Consider the following 17,340-nt stretch of genomic DNA (forward strand, 5'->3'; position numbering starts at 1 on the left):
GGTCACACTGGTGATTTAAGGGATGCTTCCGGCGAATTGCTCAGGTAGTTTCTCCCCAGTTATTAAACGACCTTTTAGGAGTTCACATGGCATCTCTCGGCAGCGGATCTCTCGGCGGCGGATCGCTCGACAGCGGATCTCTCGACAGCAAGAACCTCGACCAGATCGGCCAGCTGCTCAAGCTCGGCATCACCGCAGTCAGCTTCATCACCGCACTGACATCGCTGAGCTGATCTCGTCGAGATCACATCGCTGAGCTGATCTCGTCGAGCTCACGAAGCCAGACGAGAAGGGGCCGAATTCCCGTGGGAGTTCGGCCCCTTCTCGTCTGCGCGAACAGACCCGTCGTCTACCGACTGCCGGAACCCGTCTCCGAACACCCTGCGCGCAGGTGTCCGCTCGCGACATCTGACCCGGCATTGCCCGGCCACCAGCCGAATCGGCCGTCCGCCAACACCACGGTATGCGGGTGAGCCGGACCTGATCCGACCGCCGACGTTCGTAACTGCGGCCAGGACGATCCGAATCCGGGGTGCAACGGCAACGTATCGACCTCCGCTTCCCGTACCCACCGCAATTCGGTGCTCTCACCGTTGGCGACGGTAACGAGCGGATGCGAGGCGTCGGCGACAACTGTCGTGTACGTCCATCCACTTTCTGCGCGCATCGTGATCACCTCACCGCGTACCTCGACTGCTCCCTCGTCGATCCCGGCCTCTTCGTGGGCCTCCCGCACCGCTGCGTGTGTTGTGCTCTCGTGCGAATCCCGTGCTCCACCGGGCAGCGCCCAGGTTCCGCCCTGATGGCTCCATGCCGCTCGATGCTGCAGCAACACCATCGGCGACCCGTCGGAGTCCGGGGCTCTCAGAAGTAAACCGGCAGCGCCGTGGCGCCCCCAATGCCGTGTACCGTCCGGTCCGATCGACCAACCGTCACCGTCACCACGCATCGACTACCTCGCTCCGCCCGCTCTGACCGTTGTCACACACTAACGCGTGCAATCGGCTCGAGTCTCACGCGATCCTTATATGCTCGCGAAGATTCTCTGATTCTTTTTCTCTGCCACCGACGGTGAAACGAGGTGTTCGATGCTCGACCTCGTCGTCACATCCGTCGAACCTGCCGGTAGACCCCCTGACGATTCACTTCGACCACGGTTTCAGCGGGAACTGCGCTCGTTCTTCGCGTCCACCCCCGGACGACTGACCCTGCTCGGCCTGGTGTTGGTGGTGATCACGGTGGCGGCCGGTCTGCTTGCCGCTGCCACCATCGAGCGTCGCGAATCCCGCCTCTCGCTCTTACTGACGGAAACCGAACCGCTCGCCAATTCGTCCCAGACGCTCTACGGGGCGCTGTCGGTGGCCGACGCGGCCGCTGCGACGGCATTCATTTCCGGTGGACTCGAGCATGCAGACGTACGTGCCCGGTACACCCAGTCCATCGGCGAGGCGTCGGCCGACGTCGTCAGCGCCTCCGCCGGCCTCGATCCTTCGGACACCACCGGGCATCTCGAGCTGTCGAGTATCTCGACGCAGTTGTCCGTCTACACGGGTTTGATAGAAACGGCCCGGGCGAACAATCGAATCGGTAACCCGGTCGGTTCAGCCTATTTGAGTGAAGCGTCGAATCTGATGCAGACCTCGATCCTTCCGGTCGCGCAGCAGCTGCACGCCGAGCGGGCGACGGCGGTCACCAAGGTCCAACAAGACTCGCAAACTCCGCCGTGGTGGCCGATAGCGGCGTTCGTCGTGGTACTGACCGCGCTGGTACTGACGCAGTGGCATCTGGCCCGCCGAAGTCGTCGTACGTTCAACGGCGGGCTCGTCCTCGCGTCGATCGCCGTTGCGGCAGCATTGGTCTGGATCGTCGTGGTCGGCGTGGTGTCGGCGGTGTCCACCGGACGAGCCTTGGAGTCGAGTGCATATCCGTTGCACCAGCTGACCACCGCCCGCATCGCCGCGCAGCAGGCTCGGACGGTGGAGACGTTGGCGCTTGCTCGCCGGGACGCCGCTGCCGTACGAAATGACACCTTCGCAGGCGAAGTTCGCACTGTCGAGTCCGTGTTGGCAGGTCTGGCCGAGCACGATCGAGCGGAGGTGGATCCCGGTGTGCTCTCCCGCGCCCTGGACGCCCGCCAGACCTGGGTGAGCGCACACTCCCGGATGTCGGAGCGACTCGGGATCGGGGACTACACCGGCGCTTCGGACATCGCGACCGGGCCTGGGCCCGAGGATTCGGCTGCCGCCTACGGTGCCCTCGATCGAGAGCTGACTCAGGCGATGATCGACACACGAGACTCGTTGCGGTCCAACATCGCACATGCAGCCAAGGTGTTCGCGCTTTCCGCCCCCGGCACCACGGCACTGACAGCCCTGGGCGTGGCCGGAATTCTGATCGGATTCTGGCCACGTCTGCGGGAGTACCGATGATCCGATCCCGGTGCACTCTGTTCGCGGCCACGATGGCGTCCGCCGTACTCGTGACGGCCTGCGGAACTCAGTCGGTTCAGGATTCCTCGGTGCCCCCTTCCGCCGTGTACACGCAACCTCCGATGCCGGCCGGGGCGACGATCGCGCCGCCTGCGCTGCCGACCCCGGCCCAGAACTGCGGTGACCCGACGGCGAGCCTACGACCCGCGCGCGACCACGCCGGCCCGGCCGTCGACCGGATTCGTGCCCGCGGCAGGCTGATCGTCGGGCTCGACACCGGAAGCAATCTGATGAGTTTCCGAGATCCCGTGACCGGGCGACTCGAAGGGTTCGACGTCGACATCGCCCGAGAAGTGGCTCGAGATCTCCTCGGCGATCCCGAGCGTATCGAGTACCGAATCCTCACCTCCGACGACCGTATTCAGGCGTTGATGGACTCGACGGTGGACATCGTGGTCAAGACGATGACCATTACGTGCGAACGTCGCGAGAAGGTGGAGTTCTCCACCGAGTACTTCGCGGCCCGGCAGAAGATACTGGTGCTGCGCACCTCCGGTATCCGGGGAATCGACGACGTCGCCGACAAGCGCGTGTGCGTTGCGCGGGGTACCACCTCGCTGGCCCGCATCCAGGACCTGCAGCCACGGGCCACCGTCGTCGCCGTGCCGATGTGGTCGGACTGCCTGGTCGTGTTGCAGCAAGGTCAGGTCGACGCGATCAGCACCGACGATTCGATTCTCGCGGGATTGGCGTCGCAGGATCCGTACCTCGAGATGGTCGGTGGTGCGCTGGGCACCGAACCGTACGGAATCGGAATCAACAAAGCAGACACGGATCTGGTGCGGTTCGTCAACGGAACGCTCGACCGAATCCGGGCCGACGGCACGTGGACCCGGATCTACGACCGTAGGCTGGCCGTCCTCGGCCCGGCCCCTGTTCCGCCGCCTGCGGTCTACCGAGATTGAGGCGACTGTGAACGAGACGACCCCCAGACCTTCCGCGGCAGCGGATTCGGAAGCGACGCAAGCCTCTTCCCGTCCCGATCCCGACGCCACCTCGGCAGCAGTACGCGGCGATCCGGAGGCGACCTCGGCAGCACTACGCGGCGATCCGGAGGCGACCTCGGCAGCACTACGCGGGGACCTCGACGATGCCACTCGTGCCGGGGAACGCCCCGAGCGGACGTCGGCGCGTCGACGCGAGAGCGCTCCGTCCACCGGCTCGTCGCCTACCGGTCGCTCCACCCGCTCGCGGCGTTCTCGATCGGACCGAAGACTGCGGATCGGCGGCGGCCTGGTCGAGGTACCGCCGGTTCCGCAGGTGGATCCGGCGAGCGCCGTGATGACCGACGCCGTAGTTCCCGAACGCAAACGCTTCTGCTGGAAATGCGGCGAACCGGTAGGACGCAAGAGCGCGACGTCGACGGCCCGTCAGAGCGGTGTGTGCCCGAAGTGTGGTTCCACGTTCGACTTCCGACCGCTTCTCGACACCGGCGAGTTGGTGGCCGGACAGTACGAGGTACAAGGACCTCTCGCGCACGGCGGGCTCGGTTGGATCTATCTGGCCATCGATCGCAACGTCAGCGACAGGTGGGTGGTACTGAAGGGACTGCTGCATTTCGGTGACTCGGAAGCGCAGGCTGTCGCGGTGGCCGAACGCCAGTTCCTGGCCGAGGTCGCACACCCGAGCATCGTCAAGATCTTCAATTTCGTCGAGCATCCGCGTCCGGACGGCACCGCCATGGGCTACATCGTGATGGAGTACGTGGGCGGGCGCTCGTTGCGAGAGGTGCTGGCCACCTGTACCGATGCCCGGCACATGCCGGTCGACCAAGCCATCGGGTACGTCTTGGAAATCCTTCCGGCCCTGGGGTATCTGCACTCGACCGGCCTGGTGTACAACGATCTCAAACCGGAAAACGTCATGGTGACCGAGGATCAGTTGAAACTGATCGACCTGGGCGCCGTGTCCGGTATCGAGGATTACGGCTATCTGTACGGTACCGCCGGATACCAGGCCCCCGAGATCATCGAGACCGGACCGACGGTGGCTTCCGACATCTACACGGTGGGAAGGACTCTCGCAGTCCTCACGTTGGAGATGCCGTCGAAACACGGGCGGTACCTCGATGGACTACCGGACCCGGCCGACGAGCAGGTACTGCGTGATCACGAGTTCTTCCACCGTCTGCTCTTGCGTGCCACCGATCCGGATCCACAACAGCGATTCGGCTCTGCCGAGGAGTTGGCAGGCCAACTCACCGGGGTGTTGCGCGAGATCCTGGCCCAACGTAGCGGTCAGGAGAATCCTGGTCTTTCGCTGGTGTTCAGCAGGCAGCGCACCTCTTTCGGAACCGACGAACTCGCCGCGCAGACCGACGTGTATCTCGACGGCCGAACCAAGGCAGCGGAATTGACCCCGCGCGACGTCGTGCAGGCATTGCCGGCTTTGTTGGTGGATCCGTCCGATCCGAGTGCATTGTTGTTGGCTGCTGCCGTGCACAGCGAGCCCTCGCAGACCTTGGACGCCCTGCGTCACGCGCGGGAGAACGGGATCGACCGGACCGCAAGCGAGCACGGTACCGCATTCTCGAGCGAGGTGCGGCTGGCCGAGGCACAGGTCCACCTCGACCTCGACGACCCGGACACTGCGTTGGCCGTTCTCGACGATGCTGCACCACTTGTCGGCACCTCGTGGAAGATCACGTGGTACCGGGGTCTCGCGGCGTTGCAGCTGGGACGGTTCGAAGAAGCGTTCACCCACTTCGAATCAGTGCTGACGGCGCTGCCCGGCGAGACGGCGCCGAAGCTGGCACTGGCCGCGACGGCAGAACTGGTTCTCCAGCATTGGGAAAGCGATGATCCGGCGCAGTGGCGCAGCTTCGCCGAGAAGTACTACCGAACCGTGTGGAACACCGATCACAATTTCGTGAGCGCTGCGTTCGGGCTGGCCCGCCGGCTGGCAGATCGAGGCGAGACGAGGGCAGCGGTGGCCGCGCTCGACGAGGTACCGACCAGTTCGCGTCATCACAATGTCGCCCGTATGACGGCCGTGCTCGTTCTACTGTCCGTCGCACCGCCGGCCGGCCTGGACGAATCGACGCTGCGCGAGGCGGCACGGCGAGTACGGGCGCTGCCTGCCGACGAAGGCCGGGCGTTGCAATTGCGTACCGTCATGCTCGGAGCCGCCCTGGACTGGGTGATCGCCGGTAACACCTCGCATACCGAATCGGAACCGATCCTCGATCTGCCGTTCACCGAGAACGGACTGCGCGGCGGCGTGGAAGCCTGCCTGCGAGCCTTGGCCCGGGCTACCGAATCACGCTCGCACCGCTACACTCTGGTGGATTTGGCGAACCAGGTCCGTCCGCGAAGCCGGTTCTGATCCATCCCTGATCCCCCACACGCCACCGCCACCCACACCTGCCCAGGACGGGACGTCCACACCTCGACATCGGTGGCGGACGGCCGAACGGTCCTCAACCGTTCCTCGACAGATACCTCGTTGCGACGCCGATGCTCTCGTTGTCCAGCTCGACGTAGGTCAGCTGCGGAATCTCGGCAGTGAGATCCTCGAAGGCCCATCTTGCGACGTTTTCGAACGACGGGCGGAAGGTGAAGATCGTAGTCCACGGCTCGTTCGACAGCTTTCCGACGCATCGATCGACCGCGTCGTCGAGCGCATCGGTGTCGACGAACCACCCCTTCTCGCCGAGCTGGTCGTCCTCGAACGAAAACCCCACTCGTAGAGTGACCCGGAACTCGCCGGTCGGAGTCAGAACCGGCAGGTTCTTCTCCGCTCGCACCGGCGACGGGAGCCCTTGCCTGGCAACGAAGGTACGGCGACTCTCTACGGTGAACACGCCGATCACCTTATCCTGCTGTGCGCCTTTGTTAACCGCCGGCGGTTAACAAAGGCGTACAGCAGAGGCGACGGTTTTTGCCGCGCGGGCGATGGCCAGCTCCTCGTTGGTCGGAATCACCAGCACCTCGACGCCGGAGGATGCGGCCGAGATGCGGCGTTCCCCCCTGCTTTTCGCCTCGTTGAGGCCGGCGTCGACCTCGATACCCAGGCGCCCCAGGCCGGCGAGGCTGTCGCGTCGGACGTCCACGTTGTTCTCCCCCACGCCGCCGGTGAAGGTGATGGCGTCCACGCCGCCCAGTGCCACGAGGTAGGCGCCGATGTACTTGCGTAGCCGGTGCACGTACACGTCGTACGCGAGTTGCGCGTCCGCGTCGCCCGTGCCGATCAAGGCAAGTAGTTCGCGGAAGTCGTTGACACCGGAGAGCCCCTTGAGTCCGGAACGGCGGTTGAGTAGATCGTCGATCTGATCGACGCTCATCCCGGCGCTACGGGAGAGGTGCAGCACGATGCCCGGGTCGACGTCACCGCTGCGGGTCCCCATGACGAGGCCCTCGAGGGGCGTCAGGCCCATGGTGGTGTCGATTGCCTTGCCGCCCTTGACGGCCGACGCGGAGGCGCCGTTTCCGAGGTGCAGCACTATCTGGTTCAGCTCGGCCGGGTCCTTGCCGAGGAACGCGGCGACGCGGCCGGACACGTATTCGTGGGAGGTCCCGTGGAAGCCGTAGCGGCGAATCCTGTTCTCTTTCGCCACCTCACGGTCGATGGCGTACGTGGCCGCTGCGGCGGGGAGGGTGTGGAAGAACGCCGTGTCGAACACGGCGACGTGCGGCACGTCCGGCAGTGCTTCGCGGGCCACCTCGATACCGATGACGTTGGCCGGATTGTGCAGCGGCGCAAGAGCGGCGAGATCGGAGATAGCGGCCAGCACCGCGTCGTCGATCAGGGTCGGTTCGAAGAAGACGTCTCCGCCGTGCACTACCCGGTGTCCGACGGCGATGATGCCGGCTTCGCGCAGCGGCCGGCCCACTTGCGCGACGATCGCAAGTACCTGCTCGAGTCCGGTGCGGTGATCGGCGATGGGCCCGGTGCGGTCCTCGGTGCCGGTCCGGTGGTTGTAGACGATATGCCCGTCCGGTTCGCCGATGCGCTCGACGAGTCCGTGCGCCACCGATTCTGCCGTATCGGGATGTACCAGTTCGAATTTGATGGACGACGAGCCGGAGTTGATGACCAATACGGTTCCGTCGCTCACGACTGCGCTCCCTGTGCCTGAATTGCCGTGATGGCCACGGTGTTGACGATGTCCTGGACCAGCGCACCGCGCGAGAGGTCGTTGACCGGCTTGTTCAATCCTTGCAGCACCGGGCCGACGGCGATGGCCCCGGCGCTGCGCTGCACTGCCTTGTAGGTGTTGTTTCCGGTGTTGAGGTCAGGGAAGACGAACACCGTTGCCTTGCCTGCCACTTGCGAGTCGGGAAGCTTCTTGTCCGCGACGCTCTGTTCCACGGCTGCGTCGTACTGAATAGGACCTTCCACCAACAGGTCCGGCTCACGCTCGCGTACCAGTGCGGTAGCGGTTCGCACCTTGTCGACATCGGCACCGGTACCGGAATCGCCGGTGGAGTACGAGAGCATCGCGACGCGGGGGTCGATCCCGAACTGTGCGGCGGTCTGCGCCGAGGAGATGGCGATGTCCGCCAACTGCTCCGACGTCGGATCGGGAACCACGGCGCAGTCGCCGTACGCCAGCACTCGGTCTGCCAGACACATGAGGAAGATGCTCGACACCGTGGAGACGCCGGGCGCTGTCTTGATGATCTCGAACGACGGCCGAATGGTGTGCGCGGTGGTGTGGGCCGCCCCGGAGACCATTCCGTCGGCAATTCCCAAGTGCACCATCATTGTTCCGAAGTACGAGATGTCGGCGATCACCTCGCGGGCTCGTTCGACGGTCATGCCCTTGTGTGCCCGCAGCGTCGCGTATTCCTGAGCGAATTTCTCGGTGTACTCGGACTCGGCCGGCGCGAGCACCTGGGCGCCGCTGATGTCAACGCCCAGTTCGGTGGCGCGTCGGCGCACGCTGGTCTCGTCGCCGAGAATTGTCAGATCAGCGACCTGACGCTGCAGTAATCGGCCTGCGGCCCGCAGGATCCGATCGTCGTCGCCTTCGGGGAGCACGATGTGCTTGCGGTCGGCCCGCGCTCGGTCGATGAGCTTGTACTCGAACATCTGTGGCGTCACCACCGAGGGGATCGGCACCGCCAACCGCTCCAGTAGCACCTTCGGGTCGACGTGCTGTTCCATCAGGCTCAATGCGGTGTCGACCTTGCGCTGTGAGCCGACGGCAACGCGGCCGCGGGTTCGGGCTGCGGCACTGGCGGTCTCGTAGGTTCCGAGCGTCGTGGTCAACAGCGGCAACCGTTGCTTGAGGCCGGCCATCAATGCCGCGATCGCGGGGTGCGGGGTGATACCGCCGTTCATGATGATGCCCGCCAGTGACGGGAATCCTTCGGCCTCATGCGCATTCAGCAAGGCGAGCAGGACGTCCGAGCGATCACCCGGTGCGATGACGACCATGCCGTCGACGAGCCGCTCGAGAATGTGTTCGGCGGTCATGCCGCCCACCATCACCTTGAGCGCTTCGCGGTGCAGCAGTTCCGGGTCGCCGGAATACAATTCGCCGCCGGTTGCTTCCATCAATTCGGCCATCGTGGGTGAAACCAGTAGCGGAATCTCCGGCAGACTCCATGTCGGAACACCGATGTCGGACAGGGCTGCGGTTACCTCGTCCAGCTTGTCCGGATCGCACCTGTTGGCCACGACGGCCAGTAGGTGCGCGTGATTGGTCGCCAGTTCGGCGGCGCACAGGTGGGCAAGCTGCGCCACCTCGTCGACGGTACGTCCGGAACCTCGAACGGCCAGCAGTACCGGCGCCCCCAGGTTCACGGCGATCCGGGCGTTGAAGCTCAGTTCGCTGGGGCTGGCGACGTCGGTGTAGTCGCTACCGATGATCACGACGGCGTCGCACTGCTCGGCGACGACGTGGTATCGGGCGACGATGTCGGCGAGCGCCGCCTCCGGGTCTGCGTGTACCTGCTCGTACGTCACGCCCAGAGCGTCGGCGTACGTCAGATCGGCGGTGGTGTGTTCGAGGAGAAGCTCGAGTATGTAGTCGGTTTCCTGGGTGGATCTGGCGATCGGGCGAAACACGCCGACCCTGGCGACGCCCGCGCACAGCATCTGAAGCACACCCAACGCAATGGTGGATTTTCCGGTGTCGCCTTCAGCTGAGGCGATGTACACACTCGATACGGGACTCGGCGCTGACGACATGCCACCCACCCTAGTGGGAGCACCGCGTCACGAGAGCACGGTGTCGGCCGACCCACACCTCGACCGACCTACACCTCGACCGACACCGCATCCGCGATCAGCCCAGGGCGCGCAAGCGAGGGGCGAGGTCGCGTTCGAACAGTTCCAGGAACCGGCGCTGATCGTGTCCGGGAGCATGGAACACCAGGTGGTTGAGACCGGCATCTACGTATGCTTTCACCTGAGCAACGGCGTCGTCCGGATCGGAGGCCACGATCCACCGCTTGGCTACTTGTTCGATGGGCAGCGCGTCCGCGGCGGCCTCCATCTCGATGGGGTCTTCGATGCTGTGCTTCTGCTCCGGCGTCAACGACAGGGGTGCCCAGAAACGGGTGTTCTCGAGCGCTGCTGCGGGATCGGTGTCGTAGCTGATCTTGATCTCGATCATCTTGTCGATCTCGGCGACGTCGCGCTCTGCCTTCTGCGCACCTTCGGCGACGGCCGGGAGCAACTTCTCGGTGTACAGGTCCATGCCCTTGCCCGAGGTGCAGATGAAACCGTCACCCGCCCGGCCGGCATATCGCGCCACGACCGGTCCACCGGCCGCGATGTACACGGGAATGCCGCCTTCGGGAACGTCGTAGATCGAGGCGCCACGCGTGGTGAAGTATTCGCCCTCGAAGTCGACGCGGTCGCCGAGCCACAACTCGCGCATCAGACGCACCGACTCACGCAGACGCGCGAAGCGCTCTTTGAAGTCCGGCCATTCGCCCTTGAATCCGGTGGCGATCTCGTTGAGCGCCTCGCCGCTACCCACACCGAGCATGATGCGGCCCGGGTACAGACATCCCATCGTCGCGAAGGCCTGCGCGATCACCGCCGGGTTGTAACGGAACGTCGGGGTCATCACCGAGGTTCCGATCTGCACCCGCTCGGTGCGTTCGCCGACCGCCGTCATCCAGGCGAGCGAGAACGGCGCATGCCCGCCGTTGTGTCGCCATGGTTGGAAGTGGTCGGACACCGCCACCGAATCCATACCGTGCTGCTCCGCGAGAACTGCCAGCTCCACCAATTCCCGCGGCCCGAACTGCTCCGCCGAGGCTTTGTATCCGAGCTTGAGTTCCTGCGCCACTGTGTGCTCCTCGCTGTCGACCCCGTGTCTGCAGTACCGCAGACTTCTCATTGCAGACTATCGAGGACTCCGTGGAACTTCCACGGAGCGCATCACGCCGAAAGTCGGGTGAGGACGGTCGCCACACCGACCGACACCGCGATGGCAGCCAGCCCTACCGCGAACAGCCACAACATGTGTGGCGACGGCATGTCCGCACCGGTTTCGAGGGCCTTCTTCACCTGCAACCACCGCCGCATCCCGGTCAGCGCGGCAGCCGCGGCCATGGCAATGAGCACCAACGCGATGCCGGTACGTACCCAACCCGTGCTCCAGCCCGGAATCAGCTCGAGCATCGCGATGCCACCGGCGAGCAGCGCCAGTGCCGTCCGCATCCACGCGAGAAACGTCCGTTCGCTGGCGAGGGTGAACCGTTCGTCCGGCCGATTCGGCTCGCTCATCCGCGTGCAGTCACGAGTGCGCACCACCCGGTGCGGCGACGTCGGTGTCGACACTCCAGTCGTAGACCACCTCGGTGCGCAGGACGATGTCGTGCAACGATCGTCGACGCCGGTCGACGGCCGACCACAGCAGCCCGAACGCGAACAGCACACACAGCACCGCCCGCAGGAGCGCCAACGGCCATCGCACCAGCCGCAGCGACGACGTGATCACTCGCACCCCCATCACCACAGATCCCACGGTATGCCCGGTGGTCGCCCAGCACACGGTCAGGTAGGCGACTGCGGTCGCCAGAAATGCCGTCGTGGACCACACCACCCCCGGTTGAACGAAGGAAAAGTCCTGCGGTGAGAACAGGAGTCGCAGGAACAACACCCCCACGTAGCCGATTCCCAGTACCGTGAGCACCACTGCGACGTCGATGATTCCGGCGAGCCCGCGCGTCACTATTCCGGCCGGCCTCGAACTCGTCTCGATCACTCGAGCTCCAGTTTCCGAGATCCAGACGGCTCAGGCCCAGACGGCTCAGACCCAGACGGCTGGGGCTCCGGCGGCTCAGACCCAGACGGCTCAGGCTCCGGCGGCTCAGACCCAGACGGCTCAGGCTCCGGCGGTCGTCGGCGATCCCGCCCGAGTAACTTTCCGACGAAACCGGCGACGGCGTCATCAGCCTGCATGCTCTGTGCCCTGGCACCGCGGACCGCTTCGGTGGACAGCGATCCGGTGGATTCTCGAATGATCCGGGGAAGGTCGACACCTTCGATGACCTGATCGGCGATGGCGACCAGATCGAGGCGATCGACCTGCCGTTGCAGATCCACGGCATCTACCACCGCGTCGACGTCCACGTGCTCGACGATGATCTTCGTGATGTCGATTTCGGCCAGAGCCGCAGCCACGACGACGTCGACCACCGAACGGACGGTGGCGTCCGCGGCGGCGAGGCTTGCCCGGATCGCCTCTTCACCGAGCGCGGTCACCTCGCAGATCGCGGTGTCGAGCGGATTGCCGATCACCGGAATACGGTGAACCGAATCGAGGGTGGCACCAACTGTTCGACGCGCCACGGTGACCGCGACGGCCCCCAGGCCGAACGCCAACCGAATCACGTCGGATTCGGGGTGCTGCGACTGCGATGCCACGCGAATGTCTCCTGCCCTTCACTCGGTCTGCTGACAGTCTTCGCTGTCGACCGCATTCTGCCACCGTTGTCGTGCGCTTCCGCCCGCCCGGTGCGATGGACGGGAAGCGCAGGGGAATCGCCTCGCCCGGCGAAGCGCGGTGCGGCGCGGCCCTTGTTCCACTCTCGCCGAGAACATCGACGGCACTGTCGCCGAGAACATCGACAACCCTGTCGCCGACAACATCGACAGCCGTCCTGTCGTCCGGTCGAGCGTCGGTGCCGTTCACCACCGATACCTACCGATTTGCCAGTACCCGACAGGAGATCGTTGCACGGGCACTGAACGAGATCAGTGTTCGTCCAAACCCCCTGCCGACTATTAGCCCGCAAGGTCTGTTCGCGTCGGCCACCGCACCCGTGGCTGGTCCCCGCCCTGCGACGGCACGAAACTTTCGACCGTCGAGCCGGTGCCCCGGCAGGCGTCGGCGGCCGGGGCATGTCGTTACGTCTTCACGGTGCCGCGGTTGGTCGGCCTGGGCGCCGTGACGTGCTTCGGTCCTGCTGCGCGGACACGCCGGCGTCGCCGTCCTTATCGAACCGTTATCCGGACACGCCGCGTCGACGGCCGGACTGTGTCACTCTCGTTCGGACACAGTCGTTACGTCGGTACCATCCTGGGGGTGTTGTGAAGAGCAGTCGAATCACGGTGCAGTTGGTCATGGCGGGGGTGATGGTCGCCGGATTCCTCGGCCTGACCACGTCCACGGCCACCGCCGAATCGGTGGTCTCCCGCATCGACGTGTACTCGCCGTCCATGGACCGATGGATCAGCAACGACGTCATCTCCCCGGCCGGCGGCCGACCCGCCCCGACGTTCTACCTGTTGACCGGAGTGGGCGGCGGTGAAGACGGGATCTCCTGGTTCAACAACACCGGGGTTCGGGAATTCTTCGCCGACAAACACGTCAACGTCGTGATGCCGGTCGGCGGCAAGTTCAGCATGTACACCGATTGGAACGCCGACGATCCGGTTCTCGGACGCAACAAATGGCAGACCTATCTGACGAAGGAGTTGCCCGCCGCGGTCGATGCCCGGTACGGCACCACCGGCGTCAACGCCCTCGGTGGGGTCTCGATGGCCGGGGGTCCGGTGCTCGATCTCGCCGCTCAGGCGCCCGGCCTGTACCGTGCCGTCGGCTCGTACAGCGGTTGTCCGCGAACCAGTGATCCGCTGGGCCAGGCCGCAGTCCGGGCCATGGTGGAGGTGCGCGGCGGCGGAAACACGGCCAACATGTGGGGTCCGCCAGGCGGGCCGCAGTGGGTCGATCACGACCCCCTGGTCAATGCCGAAAGGTTACGCGGGACAACCCTGTTCATCTCCACCGGCAACGGTGTGCCCGGACCTGTCGACAGAATCGACTCGCCTGCGATGATCCCCGGCGTCGTTCCGGGCGCTGCCCTCGAGGCCGTCACCAATCTGTGCACCGCAGCCTTACGAGATCGCTTCCATCAGTTGGGGATACCGGCGACTTTCAGCTTCCGGCCGGAGGGAACTCACTCCTGGGGTCTGTTCGAAGCCGACTTGCGGGCGTCCTGGCCTCTGATCGCGAGTGCCGTCGGAGCATGATCCGGACTGCGGTAGACCGGACCACGAGTTGCGGGGGTGGACACGACGTTCGGCCCACCCCCGTTCACCCGACGGTGCTCGTCAGGCAGCCAGCAGAGCGGGTAGTCCCCACTCGCGGGCCAGCAGTTGATAGGAACGCAGTCGATCTTCGTGACCGTGCGTCACACCCGTCACCACTATCTCGTCTGCACCGCTGACCTTCTGCAGGCTGGCGAGCCTGTCCGCGACGGTGGTGGGTGAACCGACGAACTGGGTGATCAACCGATCCTCGACCAACTTACGCTCGGTGTCCGAGAGCGGTTGTGCGGTAGCGGGGTCCGGGAACGGTATCGCGCCACGCCCGCTGCGGATGCTGTGCGTCCACTGACCGTACGAGGACGCCAGTTCCTGTGCCGTCGAATCATCTTCGGCCACCACGACATCCGCCGATACCACGACGTATGGTTCGGAGAGTGTGTCGGACGGCCGAAATGCGTTGCGGTAGGCCTCGACGGCATCGAGAGTGCTGTACGGAGCCACGTGATAGTTCGCTCCGAACGGGAGCCCGAGCCGACCCGCCAGTTCTGCACTGGGCCCGGCACTGCTGCCGAACACCCACACCTGCACGTCCGCACCCTCACCGGGACTGACGTGCAGTTCGATGCCGTCGGAGCTGCGGTAGGTGCCCTCCAGCAGCGCCAGGATGTCACCGACCTGCTCTTCGTAGTCGGGCGCTTTTGCGCCTTCGAACGCCAGGGCTTCGTGCGATGCCTGAGCACGAGCCGAGGTGAGCAGGTTCCGAGTATCGAATGCCGCCGGTATCACGACGCCGTCGCGAACCTCGGTTTCCCGGCGCACGAATGCCGGCGCGGCGGCCTTGGCCGCCGCCACGGCCTCTGCCTGTCGTTGCCCGGAACGACCGAGCCCGATGTCGATTCGACCCGGATAGAGCGCCTCGACGGTACCGAAGGCTTCCACTACCTCCGCAGCGGTGTTGTGCCCCAGCAATACCGCGGCGCTACCGACGCGAATGGTGTTGGTGGCTGCGGCGATCAGTCCCACCAGCACGGCGGGCGCGGAACTGGCGACACCGACGAAGTGGTGTTCGGCCACCCAGTAACGCTTGTAGCCCCACGCTTCGGCGGCCCGTGCGAGATCCAACGAATTACGTAACGCTTGGCGAGCGGTCCCGCCCTCACTGATCGGCGACAGATCCAGAACTGACAGCGGAACCGTCATGTCAGCGCCCTTCTGGCGTTTTCTCGCCGGCCTCGACTGCGAACGGCAGTCGATTCTCGGCAGGAGCCACCGGGCACGTCGCGTAGTCGGTGAAGGCGCAGGGCAGGTTCGACGCCCGGTTGAAGTCGAGCACCACACCGCCACCCGGCGCCGGCTCGCTCAGCTGCAGGGAGCGAGACGACGGATAGGTGGACACACCGCTCGTCGCATCCGTGAACAGTATGTGCAGGCCACCGCCCTTGCCCGCGAACGCGACCAGTTCGTGCGGTGCTCCGTCGTACTCGAAACTGACCGTTCCCAGGGCATTGTGGTGATGTTCGAGACCTTCGACGACAGCGCCGGTCGTCACGGTCCGCGCCGTGTCGTACGCGGTGAACACGGCGTCGACAACCCAGTCCTGACGCGGTTCGAACGTGGGGATGCCCGTGAACCGGGCCAGTGCCGGTGCGGACGCGTCGTGAACGCGCAACGCCACGTCACCGGTCCGGCGGATCACCTCGACCAGACGAGAACCCTGCTTCACGATCAAGCCTGGTGCACCTTCGACCGGTTCGATCGTGACGGAGCCGTCCACCGGAATGCCGTCGACCGACAATTCGTCGGCAGGTGTTCCGGTGATGGTGGCGCCGTTGTCGTCGGCGCGCCATGCACCTGGCAGGTCTGCAAACGTGGAGTCGGTCTCCACCAACCAGTGCAGTGACGTCAGGCTCAGCCACCCGAGCGGCTCACCGTAGGTCGTGTTGCGCCCTTCGTGCCACGAATTCCATTCGGTGGCAAAGGTGTCGATCGAGGTGTCGGTGACGGTCATGATGCTCGAACTCCTTCGGACTGCTCGTGCGGATGGCGCAAGCCGAGATGGCTGCGCAGAGTGGTTCCTGCATATTCGGTTCGGAAGCTGCCGCGATCCTGCAACTCCGGCACCACGGTGTCGATGAACTCGTCGAGTCCGGCCGGGGTGAGGTGCGGGACGAGTATGAAGCCGTCACTGGCGTCGCCCTGGACGTAGCTGTCGATCTCGGCGGCCACTTCGGCGGCACTGCCGACGAACTGCTGGCGCGCGGTGACCTCGATGATCAGTTCGCGAATGCTGAGATTTTCCGCTTCGGACTTGGCCCGCCACAGGTCGGCGACGGCGCGCGGATCTTTGACGTGGCGCACTCGTCCGCGTGTGATGTCGACGTCGTCAGCGGGGTCTTCCTTGGGCAACGGCCCGTCCGCGTCGTACGCGGAAAGGTCTCGGCCCCAAACCTGTTCGAGGAACGCGATGGCGGTCTGCGGGCCGACCTGCTGACGACGGATGTGGTACGCCTTCTCCTGCGCGTCGGCGGCGTTGTCACCGAGAACGAAGGTGGCGGCAGGCAGGATCTTGAGGTCGGCGTGGCTGCGTCCGTACTTCGCGAGACGACCCTTGACGTCAGCGTAGAAGGCCTGGCCGGCCTCGAGTGTGCCGTGTCCGGTGAAGATGGCATCCGCCTTGGCTGCACCGAATTCACGGCCTTCGTCGGAGTCTCCGGCTTGCAGGAGCACCGGATGCCCCTGCGGGCTGCGTGGCACCTCGAAGCGGCCGGAGATGTCGAACTGCTCCCCGGCGTGCGAGAAGTTGCCGATCTGCTGATCGGTGGCGAACACGCCGTGCTCACGATCGACCCGCGGACGACCGACACTCCAACTGTCCCACAGCGTCCGAACCACGTCGACCAATTCGTTGGCGCGAGCATACCGCTGCGAGTGTTCCAGATATCCACCGCGACGAAAGTTCTCACCGGTGAAGGCATCGGAGGAGGTGACGAGATTCCAGGCCGCGCGACCGTCCGAGAGATGATCGAGAGTGGAGAACTGCTTGGCCAACTCGTACGGCTCGTTGAACGTGGTGTTGATGGTTCCGGCCAGACCGAGCTTCTCGGTCACCCCGGCCAGAGCGTTGAGGACACCGAGAGTGTCCGGCCGACCCACGACGTCGAGATCGTGGATCTTGCCCTGATGCTCGCGCAAACGCAGCCCTTCGGCAAGGAAGAAGAAGTCGAACAATCCGCGCTCCGCACTGCAGGCCAGGTGCTCGAACGAGCTGAAGTCCACCTGACTCTTGGAGGCCGGGTCGGCCCACACCGTCGTGTTGTTGACACCCGGGAAATGTGCGCCCAGATGAACCTGCTTGCGAATCCTGTTCTGTGTCATCAGAGTTCCTGTTCTGTTC

16 protein-coding genes are annotated in these 17,340 nt (G+C 65.0%); 5 read left to right on the forward strand and 11 right to left on the reverse strand.

Annotated features, from left to right (window positions below):
• Positions 1 to 86: 86 nt before the first annotated feature.
• Entirely contained in the window at positions 87 to 233 is a 147-nt protein-coding gene (locus ABH922_RS17940) for a hypothetical protein (RefSeq protein WP_424808197.1), read from the forward strand.
• A 116-nt stretch (positions 234 to 349) separates the two neighbouring features.
• Here ABH922_RS17940 and ABH922_RS17945 read toward each other — a convergent pair whose 3' ends face one another.
• Complete coding sequence (locus ABH922_RS17945) at positions 350 to 949, reverse strand: NUDIX hydrolase (RefSeq protein ID WP_424808198.1); 600 nt, start codon at positions 947 to 949, stop codon at positions 350 to 352.
• Between the two features lie 139 nt (positions 950 to 1,088).
• Here ABH922_RS17945 and ABH922_RS17950 point away from each other — a divergent pair, with 139 nt between their 5' ends.
• Genes ABH922_RS17950 through ABH922_RS17960 form a run of 3 tightly spaced genes read left to right on the forward strand, consistent with a single transcriptional unit; the run spans position 1,089 to position 5,813 of the window.
• Positions 1,089 to 2,429 carry a hypothetical protein gene (locus ABH922_RS17950; protein WP_424808199.1) on the forward strand — a complete coding sequence of 447 codons (1,341 nt, stop codon included), beginning with the start codon at positions 1,089 to 1,091 and terminating at the stop codon, positions 2,427 to 2,429.
• A complete protein-coding gene (locus tag ABH922_RS17955; RefSeq protein WP_424808200.1) occupies positions 2,426 to 3,394 on the forward strand; it encodes a glutamate ABC transporter substrate-binding protein in 969 nt (322 codons plus the stop codon). The genes ABH922_RS17950 and ABH922_RS17955 overlap by 4 nt, the downstream gene beginning before the upstream one ends.
• 7 nt (positions 3,395 to 3,401) lie before the next feature.
• The gene (locus tag ABH922_RS17960) at positions 3,402 to 5,813 is read left to right on the forward strand and encodes a tetratricopeptide repeat protein (protein ID WP_424808201.1); all 2,412 of its coding nucleotides are present in this window, start codon (positions 3,402 to 3,404) and stop codon (positions 5,811 to 5,813) included.
• A gap of 94 nt (positions 5,814 to 5,907) precedes the next feature.
• Here the strand turns inward: ABH922_RS17960 and ABH922_RS17965 are convergent, their stop codons facing one another.
• The 7 genes from ABH922_RS17965 to ABH922_RS17995 all read right to left on the reverse strand — a co-directional run bounded on the left by ABH922_RS17965 (position 5,908) and on the right by ABH922_RS17995 (position 12,320).
• Positions 5,908 to 6,291, reverse strand: coding sequence for a 6-carboxytetrahydropterin synthase (locus ABH922_RS17965; protein WP_424808202.1), 384 nt, complete (start codon positions 6,289 to 6,291; stop codon positions 5,908 to 5,910).
• 45 nt (positions 6,292 to 6,336) lie between these two features.
• Positions 6,337 to 7,545 (reverse strand): acetate kinase, encoded by a 1,209-nt coding sequence (locus ABH922_RS17970; RefSeq protein ID WP_424808203.1) that lies wholly within the window; start codon positions 7,543 to 7,545, stop codon positions 6,337 to 6,339.
• Positions 7,542 to 9,626: a phosphate acetyltransferase gene (pta, locus tag ABH922_RS17975; protein ID WP_424808204.1), complete on the reverse strand. Its 2,085-nt coding sequence runs from the start codon at positions 9,624 to 9,626 to the stop codon at positions 7,542 to 7,544. The genes ABH922_RS17970 and pta overlap by 4 nt, the downstream gene beginning before the upstream one ends.
• Positions 9,627 to 9,723: 97 nt before the next feature.
• Positions 9,724 to 10,737: a glucose-6-phosphate dehydrogenase (coenzyme-F420) gene (gene fgd, locus ABH922_RS17980; RefSeq protein WP_424808205.1), complete on the reverse strand. Its 1,014-nt coding sequence runs from the start codon at positions 10,735 to 10,737 to the stop codon at positions 9,724 to 9,726.
• A 92-nt stretch (positions 10,738 to 10,829) separates the two neighbouring features.
• On the reverse strand, positions 10,830 to 11,177 hold the full coding sequence (locus ABH922_RS17985) for a YidH family protein (protein WP_424808206.1): 348 nt from the start codon (positions 11,175 to 11,177) through the stop codon (positions 10,830 to 10,832).
• A 10-nt stretch (positions 11,178 to 11,187) separates the two neighbouring features.
• Positions 11,188 to 11,658 (reverse strand): RDD family protein, encoded by a 471-nt coding sequence (locus tag ABH922_RS17990; protein ID WP_424808207.1) that lies wholly within the window; start codon positions 11,656 to 11,658, stop codon positions 11,188 to 11,190.
• Entirely contained in the window at positions 11,655 to 12,320 is a 666-nt protein-coding gene (locus ABH922_RS17995; RefSeq protein WP_424808208.1) for a hypothetical protein, read from the reverse strand. The genes ABH922_RS17990 and ABH922_RS17995 overlap by 4 nt, the downstream gene beginning before the upstream one ends.
• Before the next feature lie 711 nt (positions 12,321 to 13,031).
• On the opposite strand from ABH922_RS17995, the gene ABH922_RS18000 reads away from it, so the two are divergent.
• Positions 13,032 to 13,928, forward strand: coding sequence for an alpha/beta hydrolase (locus ABH922_RS18000; protein ID WP_424809711.1), 897 nt, complete (start codon positions 13,032 to 13,034; stop codon positions 13,926 to 13,928).
• An 81-nt stretch (positions 13,929 to 14,009) separates the two neighbouring features.
• On the opposite strand, the gene ABH922_RS18005 is transcribed toward ABH922_RS18000, so the two are convergent.
• Genes ABH922_RS18005 through ABH922_RS18015 form a run of 3 tightly spaced genes read right to left on the reverse strand, consistent with a single transcriptional unit; the run spans position 14,010 to position 17,321 of the window.
• Entirely contained in the window at positions 14,010 to 15,146 is a 1,137-nt protein-coding gene (locus ABH922_RS18005) for an LLM class flavin-dependent oxidoreductase (protein ID WP_424808209.1), read from the reverse strand.
• Position 15,147: 1 nt separating this feature from the next.
• The gene (locus tag ABH922_RS18010) at positions 15,148 to 15,954 is read right to left on the reverse strand and encodes a DUF1684 domain-containing protein (protein ID WP_424808210.1); all 807 of its coding nucleotides are present in this window, start codon (positions 15,952 to 15,954) and stop codon (positions 15,148 to 15,150) included.
• Positions 15,951 to 17,321 carry an NtaA/DmoA family FMN-dependent monooxygenase gene (locus ABH922_RS18015; RefSeq protein ID WP_424808211.1) on the reverse strand — a complete coding sequence of 457 codons (1,371 nt, stop codon included), beginning with the start codon at positions 17,319 to 17,321 and terminating at the stop codon, positions 15,951 to 15,953. Before ABH922_RS18015 ends, ABH922_RS18010 begins: the two co-directional genes overlap by 4 nt.
• Between the last annotated feature and the right edge of the window lie 19 nt (positions 17,322 to 17,340).

Source organism: Rhodococcus sp. 27YEA15 (assembly GCF_049739425.1).
In the GTDB taxonomy this organism is placed as follows: domain Bacteria; phylum Actinomycetota; class Actinomycetes; order Mycobacteriales; family Mycobacteriaceae; genus Rhodococcus_F.